Here is a 26424-nt window from a genome sequence, read left to right on the forward strand (position 1 = left end):
GGATCAGTTCATGTTTCGGAAAAACAGGCTAAACGGGGTACAATTCGGAAGGTATAGTAAATAACTGACAAGAATCAGCATCGCCGTTATGACCCAAATCATCCCATCAGACTTCGACATTGCAGCCGAAGAGAGCGCAGAATTTGTGCCCATGCGTGGCGTAGCCAATCGCCATTTGCAGACCATGTTGCCGCGCCTTATCCGCCGCAAGGTTCAGTTCACCCCACACTGGCAACGTCTGGATTTGCCGGACGGGGACTTTTTGGATCTCGCCTGGAGCGAAGAGCCGGAGCAGGCTAAACATAAACCCCGTCTGGTGGTGTTTCATGGTCTGGAAGGCAGCCTGTACAGCCCATATGCACATGGTCTGATCCAGGCGGCGAAAGAACATGGCTGGCTCGGCGTGGTGATGCATTTTCGCGGGTGCAGCGGCGAGCCAAATCGCCAGAAGCGCATTTACCATTCAGGCGAAACCGAAGATGGCACCTGGTTTTTACACTGGCTGAGTGATAATTTTGGTACGGTGCCCACGGCGGCCGTAGGCTATTCGCTGGGCGGTAATATGCTGGCCTGCCTGCTGGCAAAAGAGGGCGACACGGTTCCTCTGGACGCTGCGGTGATTGTCTCTGCCCCATTTATGCTGGAGCAGTGCAGCTACCATATGGAAAAAGGGTTTTCCCGGGTGTATCAGCGTTATCTGCTCAACCTGCTGAAGGCCAATGCCGCGCGTAAGCTCAAAGCCTACCCGGACACCCTGCCGGTGAGCCTGCGTCAGCTGAAGAAGGTGCGTCGTATTCGCGAGTTCGACGACTTGATCACCGCCAAAATTCACGGTTTTGCCGATGCGATAGATTACTATCGCCAGTGCAGCGCCATGCCGCTGTTGAGCAAAATCACCAAACCAACGCTTATCATCCATGCTAAAGATGATCCGTTCATGGATCATCACTCCATCCCCGCGCAGGAATTTCTGCCCGCCAACGTGCAGTACCAACTGACCGAACATGGCGGCCACGTTGGCTTTGTCGGAGGCACGCTCAGACGCCCACAGATGTGGCTGGAAACACGCATTCCAGCCTGGCTCACCGCTTTTCTGGACGGTAAAAAATGATTATCCCCTGGCAGGAACTGGCGCCCGAAACGCTCGATAATCTTATTGAAAGCTTTGTATTACGCGAAGGCACAGATTATGGTGAACAAGAACGTTCGCTTGAACAAAAGGTCAACGATGTAAAGCGCCAGCTCAAAAGTGGCGAGGTGGTGCTGGTATGGTCTGAGCTGCACGAAACGGTCAATATCATGCCCCGCAATGCCTTTCACGACTGACCTTTAACACTATTCCAGTCAGGGAGTTGCTATGTCTGCCAGACATCCGGTTATTGCCGTTACAGGCTCAAGTGGTGCGGGTACAACCACCACCAGCCTCGCCTTTCGCAAGATTTTCGCGCAACTTAATTTACGGTCCGCAGAGGTAGAAGGCGATAGCTTTCACCGCTACACCCGCCCTGAAATGGATATGGCGATCCGCAAAGCTCGCGATCTCGGCAAACACATCAGCTATTTTGGGCCAGATGCGAACGATTTCGGTCTGCTGGAGCAGACTTTCAAAGAATACGGACAGACCGGAAAAGGCCAGTCGCGGAAGTATCTGCACACCTATGACGAAGCCGTTCCCTGGAACCAGGTACCAGGGACATTCACCCCCTGGCAGCCTCTTCCCGAACCTACCGACGTGCTATTTTATGAAGGATTACATGGCGGCGTGGTGACCACGCAGCATGATGTGGCGCGCCACGTGGACCTGCTGGTCGGCGTTGTGCCGATTGTGAACCTGGAGTGGATCCAGAAGCTGACGCGCGATATCAGCGAGCGCGGTCATTCACGTGAAGCGGTGATGGATTCGGTTGTTCGTTCGATGGAAGATTACATTAACTTCCTGACGCCGCAGTTCTCACGCACCCACATCAACTTCCAGCGCGTGCCGACGGTAGATACCTCCAACCCGTTTGCGGCCAAAAGCATTCCTTCACTGGACGAAAGCTTTGTGGTTATTCATTTCCGCAATCTCGAAGGCATTGATTACCCCTGGCTGCTGGCCATGCTGCAAGGCTCATTCATTTCGCATATGAATACGTTGGTGGTGCCGGGCGGGAAAATGGGGCTGGCGATGGAACTGATTATGTCACCGCTGGTGCAGCGGTTGATGGAAGGTAAGCAGATCGCGTGATCCTTTTCCCTCTCCCCGTGGGAGAGGGTTAGGGTGAGGGCATCAACGCGTATGATGCCCCTTGCATTACGCCTCGATCACTTCATACGAATGCGTGATTTTTACCGCTTTCTCCAGCATTAACGCCACAGAGCAATATTTCTCCGCAGAAAGATCCACCGCGCGTGATACCGCAGCGTCTTTCAGCTCTTTGCCGGTCACAATAAAATGCAAATTGATGTGCGTAAACAGGCGTGGCGCTTCTTCACGGCGTTCAGAAGTGAGTTTTACTTCGCAATCCGTCACGTCATGACGACCTTTTTGCAAAATCGACACCACGTCAATTGCGCTGCAACCACCCGCCGCCATCAGCACCATCTCCATTGGGCTTGGTGCTTTATCGCCGGAATTCCCATCCATTAAAATCTGGTGTCCGGAAGCGGATTCGCCCAGGAACGTTAAACCTTCAACCCATTTCACACGCGCTTGCATATTCATTAACTCCAACGTTGCATTTTTGGTGACAGATTACGCGTACGTTACATTTCTCGCAACGGAAGGCGACCTGCATCATGCTGAAGCGAGACACCAGGAGACACGCGACAAAAGCTATGCTAAAACACTCTGGATGCTACAGTAATACATTGACGTTACACATGTATGCAGAGGACATCAAACTTTACTGGCTGCGACTATTACGACAGCCGACTTCCCAGGGTATGGGTAAGAATTCGATTGCAACCCCAGAGTCTGGATGCATCTTATGACTCTGGTGACAGCTTATAACAGAGGATAACAGCGCATGGTGCTTGGCAAACCGCAAACAGACCCGACTCTCGAATGGTTCTTGTCTCATTGCCACATTCATAAGTACCCATCGAAGAGCACGCTGATTCACCAGGGTGAAAAAGCGGAAACGTTGTATTACATCGTCAAAGGCTCGGTGGCAGTGCTGATCAAAGATGAGGAAGGGAAAGAAATGATCCTTTCTTATCTGAACCAGGGCGATTTCATCGGTGAACTGGGCCTGTTTGAAGAAGGCCAGGAACGTAGCGCCTGGGTTCGTGCAAAAACCGCGTGTGAAGTGGCCGAAATCTCCTACAAGAAATTCCGTCAGCTGATTCAGGTTAACCCTGACATCCTGATGCGTCTTTCTTCGCAGATGGCTCGCCGCCTGCAAGTCACGTCTGAGAAAGTGGGTAACCTCGCCTTCCTGGACGTAACGGGCCGTATCGCTCAGACTCTGCTGAACCTGGCGAAACAACCAGACGCAATGACCCACCCGGACGGAATGCAAATTAAAATTACCCGTCAGGAAATTGGTCAGATCGTGGGTTGCTCCCGTGAAACAGTGGGCCGTATTCTGAAAATGCTCGAAGACCAGAACCTGATCTCCGCCCACGGTAAAACCATCGTGGTTTACGGAACACGTTAATTCCGGTCAAACGGCGTGCCATCGCAAGGTGTCACGCCGTTTTTGTCTCTACTCCCCATGTGGCGCAGGCTAATTTATCACCCGGAAGTTAACTACGCACTGCGACAAACGCTGGTGTTGTGCCTTCCTGTGGCCGTGGGTTTGCTGCTGGGCCATCTGCAACAGGGTCTGTTGTTCTCCCTGGTTCCTGCCTGCTGCAACATTGCAGGTCTGGACACACCGCATAAACGTTTCTTCAAGCGCCTGATTATTGGCGGCTGTCTGTTTGCAGGCTGTAGCCTCGCTGTACAACTGCTGCTTGCCCGTGATATTCCGCTTCCCCTGATCCTGACCGTACTGGCCATGACGCTTGGCGTGACCGCTGAAATCAGCGCGCTACATGCCCGGTTGCTGCCCGCGTCGTTGATTGCCGCCATCTTCACGCTGAGCCTCGCCGGGAATATGCCGGTGTGGGAGCCGCTACTCATCTACGCGCTGGGAACCCTGTGGTACGGCGTGTTCAACTGGATCTGGTTCCGCCTGTGGCGCGAACAACCGCTGCGCGAATCGCTCAGCCTGCTCTACGTGCAGCTTGCCGACTACTGCGAAGCCAAGTACACCCTGCTCACTCAGCATACGGATCCGGAAAAATCGCTGCCGCCGCTGCTGGCGCGCCAGCAAAAAGTCGTCGATCTGATTAGCCAGTGTTATCAGCAGTTGCACATGCTCGCCGCCAATAAAAATCATGACTATAAGCGACTGCTGCGTATCTTCCAGGTCGGTCTGGATTTACAGGAACATATCTCTGTGAGCCTGCATCATCCGCAGGAGGTGCAAAAGCTGGTCGAACGTAGCCACGCCGAGGCGGTGATCCGCTGGAACGCCCAAACCGTGGCAGCGCGCCTGCGCATTCTCGCTGACGATATCCTGTATCACCGCTATCCCACGCGTTTTAACATGGACAAACAGCTGGGGGCGCTGGAGAAAATTGCCCATCAACACGCGGAAAACCCGGTGGGCCAATTTGCGGCGTGGCACTTCAGCCGCATCGCCCGTGTCCTGCGGACTCAGCGGCCACTTTACCCCCGTGACCTGATGGCCGATAAACAAAAGCGTCTGCCGCTGCTGCCAGCCCTGAAAAGCTATCTGTCACTGAAATCTGCCGCGCTGCGTAATGCCGCGCGTATCAGCGTGATGCTTAGCACCGCCAGTCTGATGGGCGTCGCGCTGCACTTACCGAAACCGTACTGGATCTTAATGACCGTGCTGTTTGTTACGCAGAACGGTTACGGTGCTACGCGGGTGCGCATTCTGCACCGGGCAGGTGGCACAATCGCGGGGCTTATCATTGCTGGGGTGACGCTGCACTTCCACGTACCGGAAGGCTATACGCTGCTGGGGATGCTGGCTGTCACCATGGTGAGCTACCTGATTATTCGCAAGAACTATGGCTGGGCGATGGTGGGCTTTACGGTCACTGCGGTATACACCCTGCAACTGCTCACGCTCAATGGCGAACAGTTTATTCTCGCCCGCCTGGTCGACACCCTGATTGGCTGCCTGATTGCCTTTGGCGGCCTGGTCTGGCTCTGGCCCCAGTGGCAAAGCGGGTTGTTGCGCCAGAACGCCCATGATGCGCTGGAAGCAGATCAACAGGCGATACGCCTGATCCTGAGCGATGATCCACAGCCTTCGCCGCTGGCGTATCAGCGCATGAAGGTTAACCAGGCACATAACGCCCTGTTTAACTCACTGAACCAGGCGATGCAGGAGCCGGGCTTTAATTCCCACTATCTGGCAGACATGAAACTGTGGGTGACGCACAGCCAGTTTATCGTCGAGCACATTAACGCCATGACCACGCTTGCACGCGAGCACACGATGCTGACACCCGATCTGGCGCAGCGCTATTTGCAGTCCTGTGAGATTGCCTTGCAGCGATGTCAGCAGCGCCTGGAGTACGACGCGCCGGGAGAAGCTGGAGATTCGAATATTCTTGAAGCACCGGAAACACTGACGCTTGGCCCAATGAGCACCCTGGAGCAGCATTTGCAGCGCATCCTGGGGCATCTGAGCACCATGCACACCATTTCGTCGGTGGCATGGCGTCAGCGTCCGCATCACGGGATTTGGTTAACGCGGGTATTAAAACGCACGCCGTACTAATTTTGCCGGCCAGTTTATCCGCGTACGATCTTCGCCACCGCGGCAGCAAAACGGTTTAAGCCGTCTTCTATGTCTTTGTCTTCAATCACCAGCGACGGCGCGAAACGCATCACGTCCGGCCCGGCATTCAGCACCATCACCCCTTCATGAGCTGCGGCGTGCAGGAAATCGCGTGCGCGACCTTTGTACTGTGGCTTCAGCTCAGCGCCAATTAACAGCCCCATACCACGGATCTCGCTGAACACGTTGTACTGCTCATCAATCTGCTGAAGGTGTTTCACGAACAGCTCGCGCTTCGCATTAACGCCGTTCAGCACCTCTGCCGTGTTGATGATATCGAACGCCGCACCAGCAATGGCGCAGGCCAGCGGGTTGCCACCGTAGGTCGAACCGTGAGAGCCCACGTGGAACGCGGAAGCAATATCCTGCGTGGTGAGCACCGCACTTACCGGGAAACCGCCGCCGAGCGCTTTGGCGCTGGTCAGGATATCTGGCGTCACGCCGTAGTGCATATAGGCAAAGAGATCGCCGGTACGCCCCATGCCGCTCTGCACTTCATCAAACACCAGCAGCGCCTGGTGCGCATCGCACAGTTCACGCAGGCCTTGCAGGAACTCAGGCGTTGCCGCCATTACGCCGCCTTCGCCCTGAATCGGCTCGACCACTACCGCGCAGGTATGGTCGTCCATCACCGCTTTTACCGCATGAAGGTCGTTAAACGGCACGTGGATGATATCGGCCGGTTTCGGGCCAAAGCCATCGGAATACTTTGGCTGCCCGCCAACGGACACGGTAAACAGCGAACGGCCGTGGAAGGCGTTATGGAAGGCAATGATTTTGGTTTTATACGGGCTATGACGGGTTGAAGCATAGTAGCGTGCCAGCTTAAAGGCCGTTTCGTTGGCTTCAGTACCGGAGTTCATGAACAGCACACGTTCAGCAAAGGTCGCGTCGATGATTTTACGTCCCAGGCGCAGCGCGGGTTCGTTGGTAAAGACGTTACTGGTGTGCCACAGGGTTTCGCCCTGGGTTTTTAACGCGTCTACCAGAGCAGGATGACAATGACCCAGCGCCGTCACCGCAATCCCCCCCGCGAAATCAACGTACTCTTTACCCTGCTGATCCCAGACGCGGCTGCCCTTCCCTTTAACCGGGATAAACTCAGCCGGTGCATAAATCGGCAGGATCACTTCATCGAATGTCGCGCGGGTAATTGCTGATTGTTCAGTTGCCATGTCATGCCCATCCATTTTATGTCACATTGATTGTGAAAATATAATCACAAAATATGCATAAAAAATCACAATAAGGCAATAAAAATTCAGCGATTGAGGAAATTCGCCAGCAGCTGATGTCCCTGCTCGCTCAGGATGCTTTCAGGATGGAACTGCACCCCTTCGAGATCCCATTTCTTATGACGAATGCCCATAATTTCGTTGGTGTCGCTCCAGGCGGTGACGTCAAAGCACGCTGGCAGCGTAGGGGGATCAATCACCAGGGAGTGATAGCGCGTAACGGTTAACGGATTATTTAATCCGCTGAACACGCCTGTGCCATTGTGGGTAACGGGGGAGGTTTTGCCATGCATCACTTTCGCCGCACGCACAATGGTTGCGCCAAACACCTGAGCAATAGCCTGATGGCCAAGACAGACACCCAGAATCGGCAGCTTACCGGCAAACTGTTTTATAACGTCCAGAGAGATACCGGATTCCGACGGCGTACACGGCCCCGGTGAGATAACGATTTTCTGCGGAGCAAGCGTCTCAATATCGGCAAGGGTGATGTCGTCATTGCGGCGGACAACCACCTCCGCGCCCAGTTCGCAGAAATACTGGTACAGATTCCAGGTAAAGGAATCGTAGTTATCTATCAGCAGGATCATGGCGGCTCCACAGCAAAAAGGCGCCCTATTCTACTCAGTTTCGCGCGCTTCGCTCACCACTTTACTAAAGATGGCAGTCAACGCGCTTAAATCGCCCATCGCACCACTCTGGTTTGTTGCCGCCCAGGCCTGCGAGTCGATATTCTGCCAACTCAACTGATAGCCTGCGTGGAGCGCGAGCTGCTCAAAGAAGATCCGCTGGACAATGCCGTTACCGATGCGAAACGGATGCAGCACGTTAATTTCGCAGTAGTAGTGGCTCAGACGGGCAACAAACTCGCTTTTCTCAAGCCCGACCAGATAGCCCTCTTCTTCGAGATCCTGCATCAGGCTGTTGCCCTCTTTTTCGATGTAGGCGAAATGACAAAAACGGGTATCGCCCTGATAAATATCCACTTCGCGAATATCACCAGCCCAGTCGAAAATGTCCTGATACAGCTGACGGTGGATAGCACACAGATGCGGTAACCCGCGCGCGGGCGGCCCTAAACCGAGCGTGGCCGCACGCAGAGCGGTGAGTTCATAAGAAGCATGGGCAAGCCGGTCTGCCTGATGGATGTTCAGCAGATTGCGCATCACATTCAGACCAGGATAGAGGTAGGGATCGCGGTCGTCGCCGTATTTATCGCTCATAGTGCCTCCTCAGTTCTTCAAGGCGGCGCTGTGCATCCAGGGCATTAAGCGTGACGAGTGGGCTGTCGACACCCTCCAGGCGGCGGCTGGCCTGGAAATTCGCATTTCGCTGCTGCTCCCAAAGTCGGGATTTTTGCTTGTCGGTGAGTTTTTTCACTTAACGCCTCCCTGAATGTGTCCGCTTGCCACAAGTATAAGCAGCAAAACGCGCTTTCGCAGGGAGGGTCAGCAACGCGGGCAAAGAATGCCCGCGCAAGGAAGATTACGGCAGAACTTTTGCAGAAAGGATCACAACCGGTTTGGACGGCACATTCTGATATGGGCCGACATCGTGGGTTGGCACCTGAGAAATTTTGTCCGCCACATCCATCCCTTTCACAATTTTACCAAATACCGCATACCCGAAATCACGCTGACCGTGGTCGAGGAAGGCGTTATCCGCAACGTTGAGGAAGAACTGGCTGGTTGCGCTGTCTTTATCTGCAGTACGGGCCATAGAGATGGTGCCACGGGTATTCAGCAGGCCATTGTCCGCTTCGTTTTTGATTGGCGGGTTAGGCTGCTTTTGCTGCATCTGCTCTGTAAAACCGCCGCCCTGCACCATAAAGCCCGGGATCACGCGGTGAAAAGTGGTGTTGTTATAGAAACCGCTGTTCACGTAGTCGAGGAAGTTTTTCACAGAAACAGGTGCTTTCTGGCTATTCAGTTCCAGCTCAATATTTCCGGCAGAGGTTGTCAGCAGAACGTGAGGGTCACCTTTTGCTGCCAGTGCAGCAGGGGTAACGGCAGAAAGAGCAAACACAGCTACAACAGCCGCCAGCGTTGATTTGAGCATGAGAATTCCTTAACAAAGCGCAGTAAAGAGAGCGAGTGGCTTGATTCTAAAGAGCAGTATGAACGGAGGCCAGCCTTTTACCTAATTTTACGAAATTGAAACAGTTGTTACTGCGCAAACGATTGGTTATAGCGCCAATTAACGTGATCGCGATCACACTAAAGCCTGCAACCTGGATCAAAAGTTTCCTAAAAGATTTAAATAGATCACTTTCGCGACTAAAATCTGCCCGCTCAAACGCAGTCAATGCGTTTTACTTTACTTTGAACAGGCCAGACATGACTAACAGCAATCGCATCAAGCTCACATGGATCAGCTTCTTCTCCTACGCCCTGACCGGCGCGTTGGTGATCGTCACCGGGATGGTGATGGGGAACATCGCAGACTACTTTCAGCTGCCCGTTTCCAGTATGAGTAACACCTTCACCTTCCTGAACGCAGGTATTTTGATCTCTATCTTCCTGAATGCCTGGCTGATGGAAATCGTCCCGCTAAAAACGCAGCTGCGTTTTGGTTTTGTGCTGATGGTCGCCGCCGTAGCGGGCCTGATGCTGAGCCACAGCATCGCCCTGTTCTCTGCGGCCATGTTTGTACTTGGCCTGGTGAGCGGTATTACGATGTCTATCGGTACGTTCCTGATTACTCACATGTATGAAGGCCGTCAGCGCGGCGCACGCCTGCTGTTTACCGACTCCTTCTTCAGCATGGCAGGCATGATCTTCCCAATGGTGGCCGCCGTTCTGCTGGCGCGCAGCATTGAGTGGTACTGGGTTTATGCCTGTATTGGACTGGTCTACGTGGCCATCTTTATTCTGACCTTCGGCTGTGAATTCCCGGCGCTGGGTAAAAAAGCGCAAACCGTGGCAGAGCCGGTCGCGAAAGAGAAATGGGGGATCGGCGTGCTGTTCCTCTCCATCGCCGCACTGTGCTACATCCTGGGCCAGCTGGGCTTTATCTCCTGGGTGCCGGAATACGCCAAAGGACTGGGCATGAGCCTGAACGACGCGGGTAAACTGGTGAGCGATTTCTGGATGTCTTACATGTTTGGCATGTGGGCGTTTAGCTTCATCCTGCGCTTCTTCGACCTGCAACGCATTCTGACCGTACTGGCAGGTATGGCGACCGTCCTGATGTATCTGTTCATCAACGGTTCACCGGAACATTTACCGTGGTTCATTCTGACCCTGGGCTTCTTCTCCAGCGCGATTTACACCTCAATCATCACCCTGGGCTCACTGCAAACTAAAGTGGCGTCGCCAAAACTGGTGAACTTCGTTCTGACCTGCGGCACCATCGGCACCATGCTGACCTTTGTGGTAACAGGTCCGATTGTGGCTCACAGCGGCCCACTGGCTGCACTGCATACGGCTAACGTTCTGTATGCCGTGGTGTTCATCATGTGCTTTATCCTGGGCTTCGTGACCCGCCACCGCCAGCATAATGTGGCGGCGGCTTCTCACTAATCGCCTCGCCCCTTTGCGTTATGCAGAGGGGCTGTTTCTGGCAAAACTCACCTCTTCCCCACCGTTGTCCATTTGGATCCACGTCTGCGCCAGTTGCGTGGTGGCAATAATCCGCCCCTGACGAATCGACCAGCGTACCGGCACCTGGCAGCGTACCGCTTCAAATCCGCTCTCTGCTGGCAGAATGATCAGGTTTGCCGGGTTCCCCTTTGCAATGCCGTAATCGCTCAAACCAAAGGTTCGGGCGCTGTTGTGGGTAATCAGGTTCAGCCCGCTGTCAATCTGCGGATACCCCATCATCTGACACACATGCAGCCCCATATGCAGCACCTGCAACATATTACCGGTGCCGAGCGGGTACCACGGGTCAAAGACATCATCATGGCCAAAGCAGACGTTGATGCCCGCCTCCTGAAGCTCCTTCACGCGCGTGATCCCCCGGCGTTTCGGGTAATCGTCAAAGCGACCCTGAAGATGGATATTCACCAGCGGGTTGGCGACGAAGTTAATCCCCGACATCTTCAACAGGCGGAACAGCCGCGAGGTATATGCGCCGTTATAGGAGTGCATGGCTGTAGTGTGGCTGGCGGTTACGCGTGCGCCAATACCGGCCTCATACGCCAGAGTTGCAACCGTCTCGACAAACCGTGACTGCTCGTCATCGATTTCATCGCAGTGGATATCCAGCAGACGGTCATATTTCTTCGCCAGTTCGAAGGCAATATGTAGCGACTGTACGCCGTATTCGCGGGTGAATTCGAAGTGCGGGATCGCGCCCACCACATCGGCGCCCAGCTTTAAGGCTTCTTCCAGCAGTGCCGCGCCGTTCGGGTAAGACAGGATCCCCTCCTGCGGGAAGGCCACGATTTGCAGCGTTATCCACGGAGCGACCTCCTGTTTGACTTCCAGCATGGCTTTCAGCGCCGTGAGCGTTGGGTCGGACACATCCACATGCGTGCGGACAAACTGAATACCGTTGGCGATTTGCCATTTCAGCGTTTTCCAGGCCCGCGCTTTCACATCTTCGTGGCTGAGAAGCGCCTTGCGCTCCGCCCAGCGTTCGATACCTTCAAACAACGTGCCGGACTGGTTCCAGTTCGGCTCACCTGCCGTCTGAGTGGTATCCAGGTGAATATGCGGCTCAATAAACGGCGGGATAGCGAGCCCTCCACGGCCGTTTAAGATCTCGTAGCTTTCACTGCTGGCCTCCCCCATCGGGGTGATCTCGCCAAATCGCCCGTTCTCAATGGCGACCTGCCATAACCCTTCACGATCTGGTAACCGAACATTCTGGACCAGCCAAAGTGGTGCTGTAGACATACCTATCCCCCCGGAAAACGCGACTGAAATTCAGGAGTACGCGTTTATTAAAATTAGCCACCTATTTTGTACACAAAATCGTCTCAGACGAAAAGCGAACGATTTCCATAACTTATAAAAATCCTGACAAATCAACTATATACCACTTAAGGAGTAGTTGAAGGCGTATTTGATTTGCATCAATAAGCGCCGTAGCTGAATCGTTAAGGTAGGCAGTAATAGAAAAGAAATCGAGGCAAAAATGAGCAAAGTCAGACTCGCTATCATCGGTAACGGCATGGTCGGCCACCGCTTTATTGAGGATCTTCTCGATAAAGCTGACGCTGCCCAGTTCGATATTACAGTGTTCTGTGAAGAACCCCGCAAGGCGTACGACCGTGTGCACCTTTCTTCCTACTTCTCCCACCACACCGCCGAAGAACTTTCTCTGGTGCGTGAAGGATTCTACGAGAAGCATGGCGTAAAAGTGCTGGTGGGCGAACGCGCTATCACCATCAACCGTCAGGAAAAAGTAATCCACTCCAGCGCCGGACGTACGGTTTTTTACGACAAGCTGATCATGGCGACTGGCTCATATCCGTGGATCCCGCCAATCAAAGGCTCGGAAACCCAGGATTGCTTCGTTTACCGTACCATTGAAGACCTCAAAGCCATTGAAAACTGTGCACGTCGCAGCAAACGCGGTGCAGTAGTTGGCGGCGGCCTGCTGGGCCTTGAAGCCGCAGGTGCACTGAAAAACCTCGGCGTTGAAACCCACGTTATCGAATTTGCCCCAATGCTGATGGCAGAGCAGCTTGACCACATGGGTGGTGACCAGCTGCGCCGTAAAATCGAAAGCATGGGCGTGAAAGTTCACACCAGCAAGAACACCAAAGAGATCGTCCAGGAAGGCAGTGAAGCACGCAAAACCATGCGCTTTGCTGACGGCAGCGAGCTGGAAGTGGACTTTATCGTCTTCTCCACCGGTATTCGCCCACGCGACAAACTGGCTAACCAGTGCGGCCTGGCCGTGGCGCAGCGCGGCGGGATCATGATTAACGACGCCTGCCAGACCTCTGACCCGGATATCTACGCTATCGGCGAATGTGCCAGCTGGAATAACCGCGTGTACGGGCTGGTTGCGCCTGGTTATAAAATGGCCCAGGTTGCCGTTGACCACATTCTTGGCAGCGAAAACGCCTTCGAAGGTGCAGACATGAGCGCCAAGCTGAAACTGCTGGGCGTGGACGTTGGCGGTATCGGCGATGCCCACGGCCGCACCCCGAATTCCCGCAGTTATGTTTATCTCGACGAAAGCAAAGAAGTCTATAAACGCCTGATCGTGAGCCAGGACAACAAAACCCTGCTCGGCGCGGTTCTGGTGGGCGACACCAGCGACTACGGCAACCTGCTGCAACTGGTTCTGAATGCCATCGAACTGCCAGAAAACCCGGACGCCCTGATCCTGCCTGCTCACGCCTCGAGCGGTAAACCATCGATCGGCGTCGATAAACTGCCTGACAGCGCGCAGATTTGCTCCTGCTTCGACGTCACGAAAGGCATGTTGATTTCCGCTATCAACAAAGGCTGCCACACCGTTGCAGCGCTGAAAGCCGAAACCAAAGCCGGTACCGGCTGCGGGGGCTGTATTCCACTGGTGACTCAGGTGCTGAACGCCGAACTGGCGAAACAGGGCATCGAAGTGAACAACAACCTGTGCGAACACTTCTCTTATTCTCGCCAGGAGCTGTACCACCTGATCCGCGTGGAAGGCATCAAGTCATTCGACGAACTGCTGGAGAAACACGGCCAGGGTTATGGCTGCGAAGTGTGTAAACCTACCGTCGGTTCTCTGCTGGCCTCCTGCTGGAATGAGTACGTACTCAAACCAGAACATACGCCGCTTCAGGACACCAACGACAACTTCCTGGCAAACATCCAGAAAGACGGGACCTATTCTGTTATCCCACGCTCTGCCGGTGGCGAAATCACTCCAGAAGGTCTGGTGGCGGTCGGCCGTATCGCGCGTGAATTTAACCTGTATACCAAAATTACCGGTTCCCAGCGTATCGGCCTGTTTGGTGCGCAGAAAGATGACCTGCCAGAAATCTGGCGTCAGCTGATTGAAGCGGGCTTTGAAACCGGCCACGCGTATGCCAAAGCGCTGCGTATGGCAAAAACCTGCGTGGGCAGCACCTGGTGCCGCTATGGCGTGGGCGACAGCGTGGGCTTTGGCGTTGAGCTGGAAAACCGCTACAAAGGCATTCGTACACCGCACAAAATGAAGTTTGGCGTCTCCGGCTGTACCCGTGAATGTGCCGAAGCACAGGGTAAAGACGTGGGCATTATCGCCACCGAAAAAGGCTGGAACCTGTACGTGTGCGGTAACGGCGGGATGAAACCACGTCACGCCGATCTGCTGGCGGCGGATCTCGACCACGATACGCTGATTCAGTATCTCGACCGCTTCATGATGTTCTACATCCGTACCGCCGACAAACTGACCCGTACCGCATCCTGGCTGGACAACCTGGAAGGCGGCATCGACTACCTGAAGTCAGTCATCATCGATGACAAGCTGGGCCTGAACGAGCAGCTTGAAGCCGAAATGGCTCGCCTGCGCGACGCGGTGATTTGCGAGTGGACTGAAACCGTGAATACCCCGGCGGCGCAGACGCGCTTCAAACACTTTATCAACAGCACCCAGCGCGACCCGAACGTACAGGTTGTGGCAGAGCGCGAACAGCATCGTCCGGCGACACCTTATGAACGTATTCCGGTGACTCTGGTGGAGGAAAACGCATGAGCCAGTGGGTAAACATCTGCAACATTAACGACATCCTGCCTGCCACCGGCGTCTGCGCGCTGCTGGGTAAAGAGCAGGTCGCGATTTTTCGACCGCGCCACGACGAACAGGTTTTTGCCATCAGCAATATCGACCCGTTCTTTGAGGCCAGCGTGCTGTCCCGTGGGTTGATTGCGGAGCATCAGGGCGAACTGTGGGTCGCAAGCCCGCTGAAAAAGCAGCGTTTCCGCTTAAGCGACGGGCACTGCATGGAAGATGAGGGCCACTCTGTGAAGCATTACGACGCCCGGGTGAAGGACGGAAAAGTGCAGTTACGCGGTTAAATATTTCAGGGGAGGCGCAATGCCTCCCTTTTTAAATTTTTTCTTTTATTTTTCAGGATAATCAAACCATGTTTACAGACACTATTAATAAGTGTGCGGCTAATGCTGCGCGCATCGCACGGCTCAGCCAGAATAATCCACTCGGTTTCTGGGTCAGTTCCGCTATGGCAGGTGCCTATGTGGGTCTGGGGATTATTTTAATTTTCACTCTCGGCAATCTGCTCGACCCGTCAGTACGTCCGCTGGTGATGGGCGCAACCTTCGGTATCGCCCTGACGCTGGTGATTATCGCCGGCTCTGAACTCTTCACCGGCCACACCATGTTCCTGACGCTTGGTGTAAAAGCGGGCACCATCAGCCACGGTCAGATGTGGGCCATTCTGCCGCAAACCTGGGTGGGTAATCTGCTGGGCTCGGTGTTCGTGGCGCTGCTGTACAGCTGGGGTGGCGGTAGCCTGCTGCCGGTGGATACCAGCATCGTGCACACCGTAGCACTGGCGAAAACTACACAACCGGCGATGGTGCTGTTCTTCAAAGGTGCACTGTGTAACTGGCTGGTTTGCCTGGCAATCTGGATGGCAATTCGTACCGAAGGCACGGCGAAGTTCATCGCTATCTGGTGGTGTCTGCTGGCGTTTATCGCTTCCGGCTATGAGCACTCAGTTGCCAACATGACTTTATTCGCCCTCTCCTGGTTCGGCCATCATAACGAAGCCTTCACCCTTTCGGGTATCGGCCATAACCTGTTGTGGGTAACGCTGGGTAATACCCTTTCAGGTGCAGTGTTTATGGGCTTAGGTTACTGGTATGCTACCCCGAAAGCGGAGCGTCCGACTCCGGCAAACATCGCAACGGCTCAGGCGAAAGCCCATTCTTAAGAGGTAATGTCGTGGATCACCTGCCTATTTTCTGTCAATTACGCAATCGCGACTGCCTGCTTGTAGGTGGTGGCGATGTGGCTGAACGTAAAGCGCGCTTGCTGTTAGATGCAGGTGCCCGACTGACCGTCAACGCCCTCTCCTTCGCCCCGCAGTTTGACGCCTGGGCGCGGGAAGGGATGCTCACACTGGTGCAGGGGGAGTTCAACGAATCCCTGCTCGATACCTGCTGGCTGACCATTGCCGCGACCGACAACGACGACGTTAACCAGCGCGTAAGCGATGCCTGCGAAACACGTCGTATCTTCTGTAACGTGGTGGATGCGCCGAAAGAAGCCAGCTTTATCATGCCGTCGATTATCGATCGTTCGCCGCTGATGGTGGCGGTATCGTCCGGCGGGACGTCTCCGGTTCTGGCTCGCCTGCTGCGGGAAAAGCTGGAATCGATCCTGCCTCAGCATCTCGGTCAGGTGGCGCAATATGCAGGCCAGTTGCGCTCACAGGTGAAGAAAACCTTCGCCACCGTCGGCGAGCGCCGTCGTTTCTGGGAAAAATTCTTTGTGAATGACAGGCTGGCGCAATCGCTGGCGAATCAGGATCTGAAAGCGGTTGAAGAGATAACCGGGAAGTTGCTCAGCGAACCGCTGGATAATCGCGGTGAAGTAGTGCTGGTGGGCGCAGGGCCAGGCGATGCCGGGTTGTTGACGCTTAAGGGTTTGCAGCAGATCCAGCAGGCCGACATCGTGGTTTATGACCGTCTGGTCTCCGATGACATTATGAACCTGGTGCGCCGCGATGCTGACCGCGTCTTCGTGGGTAAACGCGCGGGTTACCACTGCGTTCCCCAGGAAGAGATTAACCAGATCCTGCTGCGTGAAGCGCAAAAAGGCAAACGCGTGGTGCGCCTGAAAGGCGGCGATCCGTTTATCTTTGGCCGCGGCGGCGAGGAGCTGGAAACCCTGTGCAATGCGGGCATTCCGTTCTCTGTCGTGCCTGGGATCACCGCAGCTTCCGGTTGTTCAGCCTACTCCGGCATTCCGTTAACCCATCGCGACTACGCGCAAAGCGTGCGTCTGGTGACGGGCCACCTGAAAACCGGCAGTGAACTGGACTGGTACAACCTGGCCGCCGAAAAACAGACGCTGGTGTTTTATATGGGGCTGAACCAGGCCGCAACCATTCAGGCGAAACTGCTGGAGCACGGAATGCAAGAAGATATGCCTGTTGCCCTGGTAGAGAATGGTACATCGATTACTCAGCGCGTGGTGAACGGCGTATTAACGCAGTTAGGTGAACTGGCGCAGCAGGTAGAAAGCCCGGCGCTGATTGTGGTAGGTCGCGTGGTTGAACTGCGCGAAAAACTGAACTGGTTCTCTAACCACTAACGCATAACATCCCTTCTTCGGGTAGTCCTTAACCGGACTACTCGCTTCTTGTCGCCGCCGCTAACATACCGCCCCGAAGTGGAACTTTTCCATTTATTCCCTCGTGTTACATCAAAAATTCGTTTTTAGACAAGGAATGCGTATGTTCAAACTGGCAAAGGCAGCCGCTCTGGTCGCCGTGTTATCGACTCTTACAGCCTGTACGGGTCACGTTGAAAACACCAAAAATAACTGTAGCTATGATTACCTGCTGCACCCGGCGATCTCCATTTCGAAGATCATCGGTGGTTGCGGTCCGGCGGCACAGCAGTAAGCGTTTTTCAGGCATAAAAAAAACCGGGATTTCCCGGTTTTTAGTTTTGGAGAGTGTGGTTTTTAGTCGGGTGGCGGCTCCGCCTTACCCGACCTACACGATCTCGTAGGCCGCGTAAGCGTCAGCGCCACCCGGCAAGCAGACTCAAGGTTTCGCGACAAACCCAATCGCTTCGTATACCGCTTTCAGGGTTTCGGACGCGCGCGCGCTGGCTTTTTCCGCGCCATCTTTCATCACTTTTTGCAGGAAAGCTTCGTCGTTGCGATAGCGGTTATAACGCTCCTGCAACTCGGTCAGCATCCCGGATACTGCGTCCGCAACTTCGCCTTTCAGGTGGCCATACATCTTACCTTCGAAGTGCTGCTCCAGCTCAGGGATCGTACGACCCGTCACGCCAGAGAGAATATCCAGCAAGTTAGAAACACCCGCCTTGTTCTGCACGTCGTAACGTACTACAGGCGGCTCTTCGGAGTCGGTCACTGCACGTTTAAGCTTTTTAACCACCGATTTCGGGTCTTCCAGCAGGCCGATAACGTTGTTGCGGTTATCGTCAGACTTGGACATCTTCTTGGTTGGCTCCAGAAGCGACATCACGCGCGCACCGGATTTCGGAATAAACGGCTCAGGCACTTTGAAAACATCACCATAAATGGCGTTGAAACGCTGGGCGATATCGCGGCTCAACTCCAGGTGCTGCTTCTGGTCTTCACCAACGGGAACCTGGTTGGTCTGGTACAGCAGAATGTCTGCCGCCATCAGTACCGGGTAATCAAACAGACCTGCGTTGATGTTTTCAGAATAGCGAGCGGATTTGTCCTTGAACTGGGTCATACGGCTCAGCTCACCGAAATAGGTGTAGCAGTTCAGCGCCCAGCCCAGCTGCGCGTGCTCTGGCACGTGAGACTGAACGAAGATGGTGCTTTTCTCTGGATCAATACCACATGCCAGATAGAGTGCCAGCGTATCGAGGGTGGCTTTACGCAGCTTCTCAGGATCCTGACGCGCGGTAATGGCATGAAGATCCACGATGCAATAGATGCAATGGTAGTCATCTTGCATGTTGACCCACTGACGCAGCGCACCCATGTAGTTACCAATGGTCAATTCACCTGACGGCTGTGCGCCACTAAAAACGATGGGCTTAGTCATTTTTCAATTCCTGATTTTCACTGTGCGAGAGCCCGAGTGCGGGCAATATATCTTTGAAGTGATCGAACACTACGTCCGGCTCACTTAGCGTGATGGCTTCACCGTAGTTGTAGCCATAGGTTAATCCCACGCAAGGACAGCCTGCCGCTCTGGCAGCCAGAATATCATTGCGTGAATCACCGACAAAGAGCAGCTGCTCAGGCGTTAAGGATAATTTTCCTGCCACCAGTAATAGCGGTTCAGGATGTGGCTTTTTGTTCTGCACATCATCGCCACCCACAATCACGGAAAAATATTTCGCGATATCCAGCGCTTCCAGCAGCGGTGCAACGAATGGCGTGGGTTTGTTTGTCACCAGGCCCAGCGGAATGCCCTGCGCGTGGAGGGTGCTCAGCGTTTCAGCCACATCCGGGAACAGGAAGCTCCCTTCCTCGACCGTTTCTTCATAGAAGCGGTCGAACAGTTTACGCAGAATGCGCTGCTGCTCTTCCTGCGGAATATCCGCATGATCAACACCGGGTTTCCCCTGTGCAGTACGCAGTACGGCACGCTCCTGGCGCGCCCAGGTCAGGGCACGTTCCATCAGCACATCGGCGCCGTTACCAATCCACGTCACCACACGCTCTTCACCCGCAACGGGCAATTCAAGCGCGTACAGCGCCTGATCGACAGCGCTACTTAAGCCCGGCGCGCTGTCTACCAGCGTGCCGTCGAGGTCAAATGCTACACCCCGGGTTGCCTGCAATTTATCCATGACTTACCTTTGCCAGTTCACGGCGCATTTCATCAATGACTTTCTTGTAATCCGGTTGGTCGAAGATAGCTGAGCCCGCGACGAACATATCTGCACCCGCAGCCGCAATCTCACCAATGTTATTCACCTTAACACCACCATCCACTTCCAGACGAATGTCATAGCCTGACTCATCAATACGGCGGCGTACTTCACGCAGTTTATCCAGCGTATGAGGAATGAACGACTGACCACCAAAGCCCGGGTTGACGGACATCAGTAAGATCACGTCCAGCTTATCCATAACGTAATCGAGATAAGTCAGTGGTGTCGCCGGGTTAAAGACCAGGCCTGCTTTACAGCCGTTCTCTTTGATCAGCTGCAACGTACGGTCGACGTGCTCGGAAGCTTCAGGGTGGAAAGTGATGATGCTGGCACCCGCAGCGGCAAAATCGGGAACAAGGCGATCGACCGGTTTAACCATCAGATGCACGTCAATCGGCGCGGTAATGCCATAATTGCGCAGCGCTTTCAGGACCATCGGGCCGATGGTCAGATTGGGAACATAGTGGTTATCCATAACGTCGAAATGGACGACATCCGCACCCGCAGCAAGCGCTTTGGCGGTGTCCTCACCCAGGCGGGCAAAATCGGCCGACAGAATTGAGGGGGCAATCAAAAACTGTTTCATCCGCATCTCCTTGAAATGTGTTTACCGGCAGGCAAAACGGCTCAGGGTCGATAAAGAGCCAGCAGTTCGTCCACCTTTTTACGTGTACCGCCGTTGCTGCTAATACTGCGTCGTACCTTAACCTGGAATTGCTTCGCGGCTTTGTACCATTCGCGTGTATCCGGCGTATCGTGATTCGAAATTAACACTGGAATTCTTTTACTGACCAGCTTTTCTGCCATCTCCGCCAGACGCACTTGCTCAGCCGGGCTGAAGCTGTTGGTGTGATAAGCAGTGAAGTTCGCCGTCGCAGAAAGTGGCGCGTAAGGCGGGTCACAATAGACCACCGAATTCGCGTCAGCCTGCTCCATGCACTCTTCATACGAGAGGCAATAAAACTCCGCGTTCTGCGCTTTTTCAGCAAAGTGGTACAGCTCAGCCTGCGGGAAATAAGGGCGCTTATAGCGGCCAAACGGCACGTTAAATTCACCGCGCAGGTTATACCGACACAGGCCATTGTAGCCATGACGGTTGAGATACAGGAACAACAACGCGCGGCGGAACGGATCCTGGCTTTGATTAAACTCTGCGCGCAGTTGATAGTACATATCTGGATTGTTGTGCTCAGGGGTAAACAGCTTACACGCCTCATCCACGTACTCATCGGTACGCATTTTAACGATGGTATAGAGGCTAATGAGGTCGCTGTTAATATCCGCCAGAATATAACGAGAAAAATCGGTATTCAGGAATACCGATCCGGCACCCACGAAGGGCTCGATAAGGCACTCGCCTTTCGGCAGGTGTTTTTTAATATCGTCGAGCAGGGGGTATTTCCCCCCTGCCCATTTCAGAAAAGCGCGATTTTTTTTCATGCTGACTAACTGATTACACCTTCTCCGGCTGTGGAGAAAGCTCCGACAGCATCCTGCGCTTTATACATTACTTAAGATCGGCCTGGACCTGATGAATCGGCTTCGCCCACGGGTTTTTCGCCTGAACATCAGCTGGCAATGAGGCTACCGCGCGTTTTGCTTCGTCTTTAGACGAATAAACACCGCTCACCAGCACGTACCACGGTTGCCCGTTGCGGGTCGTCTGATAAACCACGTAGTTTTTCAGATTCGACTTCTTCGCCCAACCGTTGAGGTTGTCATAGCTAGACGAACTGCTCAGTTGCAGCGTGTAGTTGTTGGACGGTGCTGACTTCAGGGAACCAACGTTACCTGCGGTTTTGCCTGTCGCTGCACTGGACGCCGTCGCTGTTGCAGCTGCACTCGCCGCTGGTGCCGGAGTCGCCGCTGGCGCGGTTGTAGTCGCCGTTGCTTTCGGTGTTGCCGCTACTGGTGCTTTTACAGGCTCGCTAACTGCGGCTGTTTCAGTACGTTTTGGCTGCGTTTCAACTTTTGATTCTGGCGCTTTTACAACGGCCTGCGGTTTAACTTCACGCTTCGGCTCAATGACAACCTGCTTACGTTCCTGATGCGTTGCCGTTTGCGTCTGACGCGGCTTAGTTTCCGTTGCGGCGGTTTGCGGCTGTGCGTTACCACCACGAATCGGAGCCACAGTTGCAGGTTCAGTTGGCAGCGTAGAGTTCGCCACTACGTTGTTTACCTGTTCCTGATTCTGAGGCTGTGTCAGTGCGTTGTTCAGATCGCCCTGAACTTCTACACGCTGCTGGCCTTCTGGCGTAGCAGGTGCCTGACCCTGAGTCGGGTTAGAAGAGACTGGCGGCAGAGAAACATCCTGCGGGGTCGTTGTGTTTGCGGCGGTCTGCTCTGTAGCGGTTGCGCCCGGCGCTGGTTGCGCGCCATTCGCCTGATTGGACGCATCATTATCAGACAGGTTGATGCTCTTCTCAGTCGAAGCGGTCTGTGAATTTGAGTCAGTTGATGGTGCTTTTAGCGCGGAACCGATGCCAACAATCAGCAGCAACAGAACCAGGACGCCCAGGCCCATCATGATGTACTGGCGGGAAGCCGGTTTGCTTGCCGCAGCTTTTTTACGTTTACGCGGGCGACGCTCTACCGGCTCTTCGTCCATTGAATCTTCTTCAGGCTCATAATCCTCTTCTTCTCGCTCATCACGCGCGTTACGGCTGCGTGAAGGGCGACGATCGTCTGCATCCAGATCAACCTCGTCAAAGTTGATCTGCGGCTCGTTATCACGTTCTGAAGATTGACGAGAACGACCAGTACGACGATCGCTGGGATCGGGTTTCAGCTCGTCTTCTGGTTTGAATTCATCCATTTAACACCCCACTCAAAGGCTTATGCCAACGACTTTGCATTTCACCTGAAGCTAAACGACCACGTTTGACAGTGGCCTGACCTTTCTAATTGTTACGCTTGCTGACAATCAGCGATAGCGCCAAGAACAACATCATGCGGCACTCCGCCGCGCACTTCACTCTTCCCTATTGCAAGTGGGAGTACCAGACGCATCTCACCTGCCAATACTTTTTTATCGCGCATCATGTGGGGTAAATACGCTTGTGCAGACATTTCCTGCGGCCCAGTCACCGGCAAGCCAGCGCGCTCAAGCAGCGTAATAATGCGCTGAGTCTCTTCCGGTTTGAACTGACCGAGACGTTCAGAGGTGCGGGCAGCCATCACCATACCGGCTGCAACCGCTTCGCCGTGAAGCCAGTTGCCATAACCCATTTCGGCTTCAATAGCGTGACCAAACGTATGCCCCAGATTCAGTAAAGCACGTAAGCCGGTTTCACGCTCGTCTGCGGCTACAACTTCCGCTTTCAGCTCACAACAACGACGGATGCAGTAGGCCAGAGCAGCCCCATCCAGACGCAGCAGGGCATCCATATTCTCTTCAAGCCAGGTGAAAAACTCGCCGTCAAGAATGATGCCGTATTTGATCACTTCAGCAAGACCAGAGGCCAGCTCACGTTTTGGCAACGTCGACAGGCAATCGAGATCCACCACGACCGATGCCGGCTGATAGAACGCGCCGATCATGTTTTTACCGAGTGGATGGTTGACTGCCGTTTTGCCGCCAACAGAAGAGTCGACCTGTGACAACAATGTGGTTGGGATCTGAATAAAGCGTACGCCGCGTTGGTAACTTGCGGCGGCAAAACCCGTCAGATCGCCAACAACACCGCCGCCAAGAGCAAGCAGTGTCGTATCGCGACCATGGGGTTTTTGCAGTAATGCGGTAAAGACGGTATCCAGTACCGTCAGGCTCTTATACTGCTCGCCATCGGGCAGAATCACACTGTCGACCTTCACGCCCGCTTGTTCAAGCAGATGGCGTACACGGTCGAGATAAAGCGGAGCCAGAGTCTCATTGGTGACCAGCATTGCCTGATCACCCGCTTTCAGTGGTAAGAAGGAAGCTGGGTCGTTAAACAAACCAGCCGCGATGGTGATAGGGTAACTACGTTCCCCGAGAGTAACTGTAATCCTCTCCATGACGCGACATCCACCTTAAATGCTTTTACCCGCAGGCGAGTGTATATAAAGCCAGAATCAGTTGCTTTCCAGCATATGAATAATCTGGTTTGCAACCACTTTAGCGCTCTGATCGTCAGTACGAATGGTCACATCAGCAATCTCTTCGTACAGAGGATTGCGTTCACCGGCCAGGGCTTCCAGAACTTCGCGTGGCGGCGTTTCAACTTGCAGCAACGGGCGCTTTTTATCACGCTGCGTACGTGCCAGCTGTTTTTCAATGGTCGTCTCAAGATAGACCACAACGCCACGGGCGGAGAGACGGTTGCGGGTTTCGCGAGATTTCACAGAACCGCCGCCTGTCGCCAGAACGATGCCCTGTTTTTCCGTGAGTTCGTTGATCACTTTTTCTTCTCGGTCACGGAAACCTTCTTCGCCTTCTACGTCGAAGACCCAGCCCACATCAGCTCCGGTTCGTTTCTCAATCTCTTGATCAGAATCGTAAAATTCCATATTGAGTTGTTGAGCTAACTGACGCCCAATAGTGCTTTTGCCGGCACCCATAGGCCCAACCAGAAAGATATTGCGTTTCTCTGCCATTTTTTCGGTACTACTAAGACTATTCGTTAATGGTAATCCCCGCTTCGCAGACACCTCGCGTAGCAGGACATGAACTGAAACCTCATATGCAATAGAGCGAGAGTCAGACTAAAAATTATCTCAATACTACGGCTTGTTTGGCAACTGATTAAATCACCGCACCAGACCCATAAGACAAGTCCAACTCAAATCGGTACTCCTTGTATGCTAATTCATGCCCCACGTCAAACATCTGCAACAAACTGAATGCAAAATCATTGCGGGGATCGTTTCCCATTAGTGGATACCTACCAGGCGTGGCGTAATAAACACCACTAACTCACGTCGTTCATTGTCCTTACCATCATGGCGAAAAAACTGCCCAAACCAGGGGATTCTTCCAAGACCGGGCACACTATCACTCCCTGTTTTATTCTTTTGCGAGAAAATACCGCCCAGCGTCAGCGTTTCCCCACTTTTGACCTCAACCTGAGTTTCAATCTCCTGCTTATCGATAGCGAGTGTTTCGCCATTTTCCTGCTGCAACACCTGCCCCGGCATGTTTTCACTGATGTGCAATTTCAACCGCACCCGCCCGCCGGGTAACACGACGGGGGTCACCTCCATGCCTAATACGGCCTCTTTGAACTCTACGGAAGTGGCTCCGCTTTCTCCGCTGGACACCTGATAAGGTATTTCACTGCCCTGCTTAATGCTGGCCGGCTGCATATGCGATGCAAGCAATCGTGGGCTGGCGATAATCTCGACCTGTTGCTTTTGCTCCAGCGCCGACAGCTCAAGGTCCAGCAACCTGCCGTTGATCCGCCCAATGTTAAAACCCACATGCGTTGTTGCCTGGGACACGGAAAGATCGGCACTCAACGTGGTCGCTTGCCCGACGCTTCCAGCCCCCGTGGATTCAGCAAGATTCCATTTCACCCCTAACTCACGCAGACTTTTTTCTGTGATTGTCACAATGTGTGCAGCCAACTCTACCTGTTCGACGGGCATATCCATCTGTTCAGCCCAGAGCTGTAGCGAATCCAGCACGGCCTGGTTGTCACGCGCCAGCAGGCGGTTGGTGCGTTTATCCACCGACAAACTGCCCTTTGGGCTGAGAAGTTTTTCAGCCGCCTTTTGCAACTCCCCGGCATCCGCATATGAAAGTGAAATACTGCGCGATAGCAGCGGGGCATCAAGCTGCCGCTTGATCTGTTCCTGCTCTTTAAGAGTCTGTTGTTCACGTTGCCAGGCTGCGGTGTGAACGTAAAAAATCCCACGTTCTTCCCGTAAGACAAGTCCGGCACTGGCGACAACGGTGTTAAGCGCTTGCCGCCAGGGAATACGCGTCAGATTCAGCGACAACGTACCGCTCACATCGGGTGACACCACAAGATTACGATCCTCCTGTGCGGCCAGTGCCTGTAGCACCTGCACCACAGGAACATCATCGACGACCAGAGTGACCGGCTTTGGGGTGCCCGCCCACACCGGATGGCTGAGTATCATCAGCAAGAGCATTATCCTGATTTTCATTTTTTCCCGTTCCTTCTCGTTGCCACTGCCATTGCTTTGGCTCGCACGCATCGCCCAGGGCAATGACCAGTTCCTTTTCATCCATAGCGATCACCCGCCATCCCACCGACAAACGATCATCTTCCCTGACGCGATGCCAGCGTTTTTGCCCATCCTGCAAAATACCAATGCTGCTGATACCGCTGACGATCCCCTGATATCGCCACAGCGCTAACTGCCCCACCGCACAGCGGTCTTCTGGTGGATGAAAGGGATCGCGCATCCCGGTTAACAACAGCAAGGAACACAGGAGCAGAAAACGCACGTTACTCTGCATGAAGTCGCTCCAGTTGGATGCTCAGACGAAGCTGTGCCCCCTGTGGACTCATGTCGAAAGCCTCCACATTGACATCCCGCTGCGCCAGCCGGGTAAACACGTCAGGGATCTGCGCCCAGTCAGCATCGAGCGTCAACTCGCCTCCATTCCGCGAGGGCTTCCAGTGGACGAGCTTCGTGCCACCATGTTGAAAATCCAGGGGTGAAAAGCCCTGCCGTATTTGCGCGTTACCCTGTTCTGCCGCAGGTGAATAGCGCATGGCCATTGTCCAGAGGGTTGCGCGGGTTCGCAGGGTATCGGCAAGCTGAACATTCAGTGCCACCTGCTGGGAATGTAGCGGCTTCACCACCGCTCCCCAGGCGACAAGCGTTAACATTGCGACCCCTGAACACCCCAGGAGCACCCGTATCCGCAAAGGGTACGCA

Annotated in this window: 28 protein-coding genes; 11 read left to right on the plus strand and 17 right to left on the minus strand. The window is 54.1% G+C overall.

From position 1 onward, the window contains the following. Positions 1 to 88: 88 nt before the first annotated feature. The 3 genes from ACT9TW_RS03255 to ACT9TW_RS03265 are packed head-to-tail and all read left to right on the plus strand — an operon-like array spanning position 89 to position 2227. Entirely contained in the window at positions 89 to 1111 is a 1023-nt protein-coding gene (locus tag ACT9TW_RS03255; protein ID WP_014072080.1) for a hydrolase, read from the plus strand. Beyond that, a complete protein-coding gene (locus tag ACT9TW_RS03260; protein WP_315687069.1) occupies positions 1108 to 1326 on the plus strand; it encodes a YheU family protein in 219 nt (72 codons plus the stop codon). Before ACT9TW_RS03255 ends, ACT9TW_RS03260 begins: the two co-directional genes overlap by 4 nt. A gap of 31 nt (positions 1327 to 1357) precedes the next feature. Beyond that, positions 1358 to 2227: a phosphoribulokinase gene (locus tag ACT9TW_RS03265; protein WP_446491637.1), complete on the plus strand. Its 870-nt coding sequence runs from the start codon at positions 1358 to 1360 to the stop codon at positions 2225 to 2227. A gap of 66 nt (positions 2228 to 2293) precedes the next feature. Here ACT9TW_RS03265 and ACT9TW_RS03270 read toward each other — a convergent pair whose 3' ends face one another. After that, on the minus strand, positions 2294 to 2698 hold the full coding sequence (locus tag ACT9TW_RS03270; RefSeq protein ID WP_010436331.1) for an OsmC family protein: 405 nt from the start codon (positions 2696 to 2698) through the stop codon (positions 2294 to 2296). A gap of 310 nt (positions 2699 to 3008) precedes the next feature. Between ACT9TW_RS03270 and crp the strand changes: the two genes are divergently transcribed. Further along, complete coding sequence (crp, locus tag ACT9TW_RS03275) at positions 3009 to 3641, plus strand: cAMP-activated global transcriptional regulator CRP (protein WP_000242758.1); 633 nt, start codon at positions 3009 to 3011, stop codon at positions 3639 to 3641. 57 nt (positions 3642 to 3698) lie between these two features. After that, positions 3699 to 5786 carry a YccS/YhfK family putative transporter gene (locus tag ACT9TW_RS03280; RefSeq protein ID WP_182063484.1) on the plus strand — a complete coding sequence of 696 codons (2088 nt, stop codon included), beginning with the start codon at positions 3699 to 3701 and terminating at the stop codon, positions 5784 to 5786. Between the two features lie 14 nt (positions 5787 to 5800). Here ACT9TW_RS03280 and argD read toward each other — a convergent pair whose 3' ends face one another. The 5 genes from argD to ppiA form a co-directional block, all read right to left on the minus strand. Further along, complete coding sequence (gene argD / locus ACT9TW_RS03285; RefSeq protein WP_315687071.1) at positions 5801 to 7021, minus strand: bifunctional acetylornithine/succinyldiaminopimelate transaminase; 1221 nt, start codon at positions 7019 to 7021, stop codon at positions 5801 to 5803. Positions 7022 to 7107: 86 nt separating this feature from the next. Beyond that, positions 7108 to 7671, minus strand: coding sequence for an aminodeoxychorismate synthase component 2 (gene pabA / locus ACT9TW_RS03290; protein ID WP_446491638.1), 564 nt, complete (start codon positions 7669 to 7671; stop codon positions 7108 to 7110). A gap of 30 nt (positions 7672 to 7701) precedes the next feature. Further along, positions 7702 to 8304 (minus strand): putative adenosine monophosphate-protein transferase Fic, encoded by a 603-nt coding sequence (locus tag ACT9TW_RS03295; protein WP_446491639.1) that lies wholly within the window; start codon positions 8302 to 8304, stop codon positions 7702 to 7704. Then, a complete protein-coding gene (locus tag ACT9TW_RS03300) occupies positions 8294 to 8461 on the minus strand; it encodes a YhfG family protein (protein ID WP_182062786.1) in 168 nt (55 codons plus the stop codon). The genes ACT9TW_RS03295 and ACT9TW_RS03300 overlap by 11 nt, the downstream gene beginning before the upstream one ends. A 105-nt stretch (positions 8462 to 8566) precedes the next feature. Beyond that, complete coding sequence (gene ppiA / locus ACT9TW_RS03305; RefSeq protein WP_182062787.1) at positions 8567 to 9139, minus strand: peptidylprolyl isomerase A; 573 nt, start codon at positions 9137 to 9139, stop codon at positions 8567 to 8569. Between the two features lie 278 nt (positions 9140 to 9417). Here ppiA and tsgA point away from each other — a divergent pair, with 278 nt between their 5' ends. Continuing rightward, on the plus strand, positions 9418 to 10602 hold the full coding sequence (gene tsgA / locus ACT9TW_RS03310; RefSeq protein ID WP_182062788.1) for an MFS transporter TsgA: 1185 nt from the start codon (positions 9418 to 9420) through the stop codon (positions 10600 to 10602). Positions 10603 to 10620: 18 nt separating this feature from the next. Here the strand turns inward: tsgA and ACT9TW_RS03315 are convergent, their stop codons facing one another. Beyond that, positions 10621 to 11922, minus strand: a complete 1302-nt coding sequence (locus tag ACT9TW_RS03315) for a cytosine deaminase (RefSeq protein WP_446491640.1) — start codon at positions 11920 to 11922, stop codon at positions 10621 to 10623. A gap of 241 nt (positions 11923 to 12163) precedes the next feature. On the opposite strand from ACT9TW_RS03315, the gene nirB reads away from it, so the two are divergent. The 5 genes from nirB to ACT9TW_RS03340 all read left to right on the plus strand — a co-directional run bounded on the left by nirB (position 12164) and on the right by ACT9TW_RS03340 (position 17606). Continuing rightward, positions 12164 to 14707 carry a nitrite reductase large subunit NirB gene (gene nirB, locus ACT9TW_RS03320; RefSeq protein WP_014072092.1) on the plus strand — a complete coding sequence of 848 codons (2544 nt, stop codon included), beginning with the start codon at positions 12164 to 12166 and terminating at the stop codon, positions 14705 to 14707. Next, on the plus strand, positions 14704 to 15030 hold the full coding sequence (gene nirD / locus ACT9TW_RS03325) for a nitrite reductase small subunit NirD (protein ID WP_014072093.1): 327 nt from the start codon (positions 14704 to 14706) through the stop codon (positions 15028 to 15030). Before nirB ends, nirD begins: the two co-directional genes overlap by 4 nt. 68 nt (positions 15031 to 15098) lie before the next feature. Further along, a complete protein-coding gene (gene nirC, locus ACT9TW_RS03330; RefSeq protein ID WP_446491641.1) occupies positions 15099 to 15908 on the plus strand; it encodes a nitrite transporter NirC in 810 nt (269 codons plus the stop codon). Between the two features lie 11 nt (positions 15909 to 15919). Then, positions 15920 to 17293, plus strand: a complete 1374-nt coding sequence (cysG, locus tag ACT9TW_RS03335; protein ID WP_446491642.1) for a siroheme synthase CysG — start codon at positions 15920 to 15922, stop codon at positions 17291 to 17293. A gap of 142 nt (positions 17294 to 17435) precedes the next feature. Then, positions 17436 to 17606: a DUF4223 family protein gene (locus ACT9TW_RS03340; protein WP_182062793.1), complete on the plus strand. Its 171-nt coding sequence runs from the start codon at positions 17436 to 17438 to the stop codon at positions 17604 to 17606. Between the two features lie 144 nt (positions 17607 to 17750). Here ACT9TW_RS03340 and trpS read toward each other — a convergent pair whose 3' ends face one another. The 10 genes from trpS to ACT9TW_RS03390 all read right to left on the minus strand — a co-directional run bounded on the left by trpS (position 17751) and on the right by ACT9TW_RS03390 (position 26375). Next, positions 17751 to 18755: a tryptophan--tRNA ligase gene (gene trpS, locus ACT9TW_RS03345; RefSeq protein WP_182062794.1), complete on the minus strand. Its 1005-nt coding sequence runs from the start codon at positions 18753 to 18755 to the stop codon at positions 17751 to 17753. Beyond that, positions 18748 to 19509, minus strand: a complete 762-nt coding sequence (gene gph, locus ACT9TW_RS03350) for a phosphoglycolate phosphatase (RefSeq protein WP_446491643.1) — start codon at positions 19507 to 19509, stop codon at positions 18748 to 18750. The genes trpS and gph overlap by 8 nt, the downstream gene beginning before the upstream one ends. Continuing rightward, positions 19502 to 20179 carry a ribulose-phosphate 3-epimerase gene (gene rpe, locus ACT9TW_RS03355; protein WP_014072099.1) on the minus strand — a complete coding sequence of 226 codons (678 nt, stop codon included), beginning with the start codon at positions 20177 to 20179 and terminating at the stop codon, positions 19502 to 19504. The genes gph and rpe overlap by 8 nt, the downstream gene beginning before the upstream one ends. 41 nt (positions 20180 to 20220) lie before the next feature. After that, positions 20221 to 21033 carry an adenine-specific DNA-methyltransferase gene (gene dam / locus ACT9TW_RS03360; protein WP_446491644.1) on the minus strand — a complete coding sequence of 271 codons (813 nt, stop codon included), beginning with the start codon at positions 21031 to 21033 and terminating at the stop codon, positions 20221 to 20223. Positions 21034 to 21100: 67 nt separating this feature from the next. Continuing rightward, positions 21101 to 22408, minus strand: a complete 1308-nt coding sequence (gene damX, locus ACT9TW_RS03365; protein WP_446491645.1) for a cell division protein DamX — start codon at positions 22406 to 22408, stop codon at positions 21101 to 21103. 92 nt (positions 22409 to 22500) lie between these two features. Then, entirely contained in the window at positions 22501 to 23589 is a 1089-nt protein-coding gene (gene aroB / locus ACT9TW_RS03370) for a 3-dehydroquinate synthase (RefSeq protein WP_014072102.1), read from the minus strand. Between the two features lie 57 nt (positions 23590 to 23646). After that, positions 23647 to 24168 (minus strand): shikimate kinase AroK, encoded by a 522-nt coding sequence (gene aroK / locus ACT9TW_RS03375; RefSeq protein ID WP_010436374.1) that lies wholly within the window; start codon positions 24166 to 24168, stop codon positions 23647 to 23649. Positions 24169 to 24444: 276 nt separating this feature from the next. Beyond that, a complete protein-coding gene (gene hofQ / locus ACT9TW_RS03380) occupies positions 24445 to 25683 on the minus strand; it encodes a DNA uptake porin HofQ (protein WP_182062797.1) in 1239 nt (412 codons plus the stop codon). Then, entirely contained in the window at positions 25595 to 25999 is a 405-nt protein-coding gene (locus ACT9TW_RS03385) for a HofP DNA utilization family protein (protein ID WP_182062798.1), read from the minus strand. The genes hofQ and ACT9TW_RS03385 overlap by 89 nt, the downstream gene beginning before the upstream one ends. Next, positions 25989 to 26375 carry a HofO family protein gene (locus tag ACT9TW_RS03390; protein WP_315687089.1) on the minus strand — a complete coding sequence of 129 codons (387 nt, stop codon included), beginning with the start codon at positions 26373 to 26375 and terminating at the stop codon, positions 25989 to 25991. The genes ACT9TW_RS03385 and ACT9TW_RS03390 overlap by 11 nt, the downstream gene beginning before the upstream one ends. Positions 26376 to 26424 lie beyond the last annotated feature (49 nt).

The sequence above is a fragment of the Enterobacter sp. C4G1 genome (assembly GCF_052886895.1).

Excerpts from the sequence above, each read along its gene's own strand:
- ACT9TW_RS03255 (WP_014072080.1), top strand. The coding sequence starts at position 89 with ATGACCCAAATCATCCCATCAGACTTCGACATTGCAGCCGAAGAGAGC.
- ACT9TW_RS03260 (WP_315687069.1), top strand. The coding sequence starts at position 1,108 with ATGATTATCCCCTGGCAGGAACTGGCGCCCGAAACGCTCGATAATCTT.
- ACT9TW_RS03265 (WP_446491637.1), top strand. The coding sequence starts at position 1,358 with ATGTCTGCCAGACATCCGGTTATTGCCGTTACAGGCTCAAGTGGTGCG.
- ACT9TW_RS03270 (WP_010436331.1), bottom strand. The coding sequence starts at position 2,698 with ATGCAAGCGCGTGTGAAATGGGTTGAAGGTTTAACGTTCCTGGGCGAA.
- crp (WP_000242758.1), top strand. The coding sequence starts at position 3,009 with ATGGTGCTTGGCAAACCGCAAACAGACCCGACTCTCGAATGGTTCTTG.
- ACT9TW_RS03280 (WP_182063484.1), top strand. The coding sequence starts at position 3,699 with ATGTGGCGCAGGCTAATTTATCACCCGGAAGTTAACTACGCACTGCGA.
- argD (WP_315687071.1), bottom strand. The coding sequence starts at position 7,021 with ATGGCAACTGAACAATCAGCAATTACCCGCGCGACATTCGATGAAGTG.
- pabA (WP_446491638.1), bottom strand. The coding sequence starts at position 7,671 with ATGATCCTGCTGATAGATAACTACGATTCCTTTACCTGGAATCTGTAC.
- ACT9TW_RS03295 (WP_446491639.1), bottom strand. The coding sequence starts at position 8,304 with ATGAGCGATAAATACGGCGACGACCGCGATCCCTACCTCTATCCTGGT.
- ppiA (WP_182062787.1), bottom strand. The coding sequence starts at position 9,139 with ATGCTCAAATCAACGCTGGCGGCTGTTGTAGCTGTGTTTGCTCTTTCT.
- tsgA (WP_182062788.1), top strand. The coding sequence starts at position 9,418 with ATGACTAACAGCAATCGCATCAAGCTCACATGGATCAGCTTCTTCTCC.
- ACT9TW_RS03315 (WP_446491640.1), bottom strand. The coding sequence starts at position 11,922 with ATGTCTACAGCACCACTTTGGCTGGTCCAGAATGTTCGGTTACCAGAT.
- nirB (WP_014072092.1), top strand. The coding sequence starts at position 12,164 with ATGAGCAAAGTCAGACTCGCTATCATCGGTAACGGCATGGTCGGCCAC.
- nirD (WP_014072093.1), top strand. The coding sequence starts at position 14,704 with ATGAGCCAGTGGGTAAACATCTGCAACATTAACGACATCCTGCCTGCC.
- nirC (WP_446491641.1), top strand. The coding sequence starts at position 15,099 with ATGTTTACAGACACTATTAATAAGTGTGCGGCTAATGCTGCGCGCATC.
- ACT9TW_RS03340 (WP_182062793.1), top strand. The coding sequence starts at position 17,436 with ATGTTCAAACTGGCAAAGGCAGCCGCTCTGGTCGCCGTGTTATCGACT.
- trpS (WP_182062794.1), bottom strand. The coding sequence starts at position 18,755 with ATGACTAAGCCCATCGTTTTTAGTGGCGCACAGCCGTCAGGTGAATTG.
- gph (WP_446491643.1), bottom strand. The coding sequence starts at position 19,509 with ATGGATAAATTGCAGGCAACCCGGGGTGTAGCATTTGACCTCGACGGC.
- rpe (WP_014072099.1), bottom strand. The coding sequence starts at position 20,179 with ATGAAACAGTTTTTGATTGCCCCCTCAATTCTGTCGGCCGATTTTGCC.
- dam (WP_446491644.1), bottom strand. The coding sequence starts at position 21,033 with ATGAAAAAAAATCGCGCTTTTCTGAAATGGGCAGGGGGGAAATACCCC.
- damX (WP_446491645.1), bottom strand. The coding sequence starts at position 22,408 with ATGGATGAATTCAAACCAGAAGACGAGCTGAAACCCGATCCCAGCGAT.
- aroB (WP_014072102.1), bottom strand. The coding sequence starts at position 23,589 with ATGGAGAGGATTACAGTTACTCTCGGGGAACGTAGTTACCCTATCACC.
- aroK (WP_010436374.1), bottom strand. The coding sequence starts at position 24,168 with ATGGCAGAGAAACGCAATATCTTTCTGGTTGGGCCTATGGGTGCCGGC.
- hofQ (WP_182062797.1), bottom strand. The coding sequence starts at position 25,683 with ATGAAAATCAGGATAATGCTCTTGCTGATGATACTCAGCCATCCGGTG.
- ACT9TW_RS03385 (WP_182062798.1), bottom strand. The coding sequence starts at position 25,999 with ATGCAGAGTAACGTGCGTTTTCTGCTCCTGTGTTCCTTGCTGTTGTTA.
- ACT9TW_RS03390 (WP_315687089.1), bottom strand. The coding sequence starts at position 26,375 with ATGTTAACGCTTGTCGCCTGGGGAGCGGTGGTGAAGCCGCTACATTCC.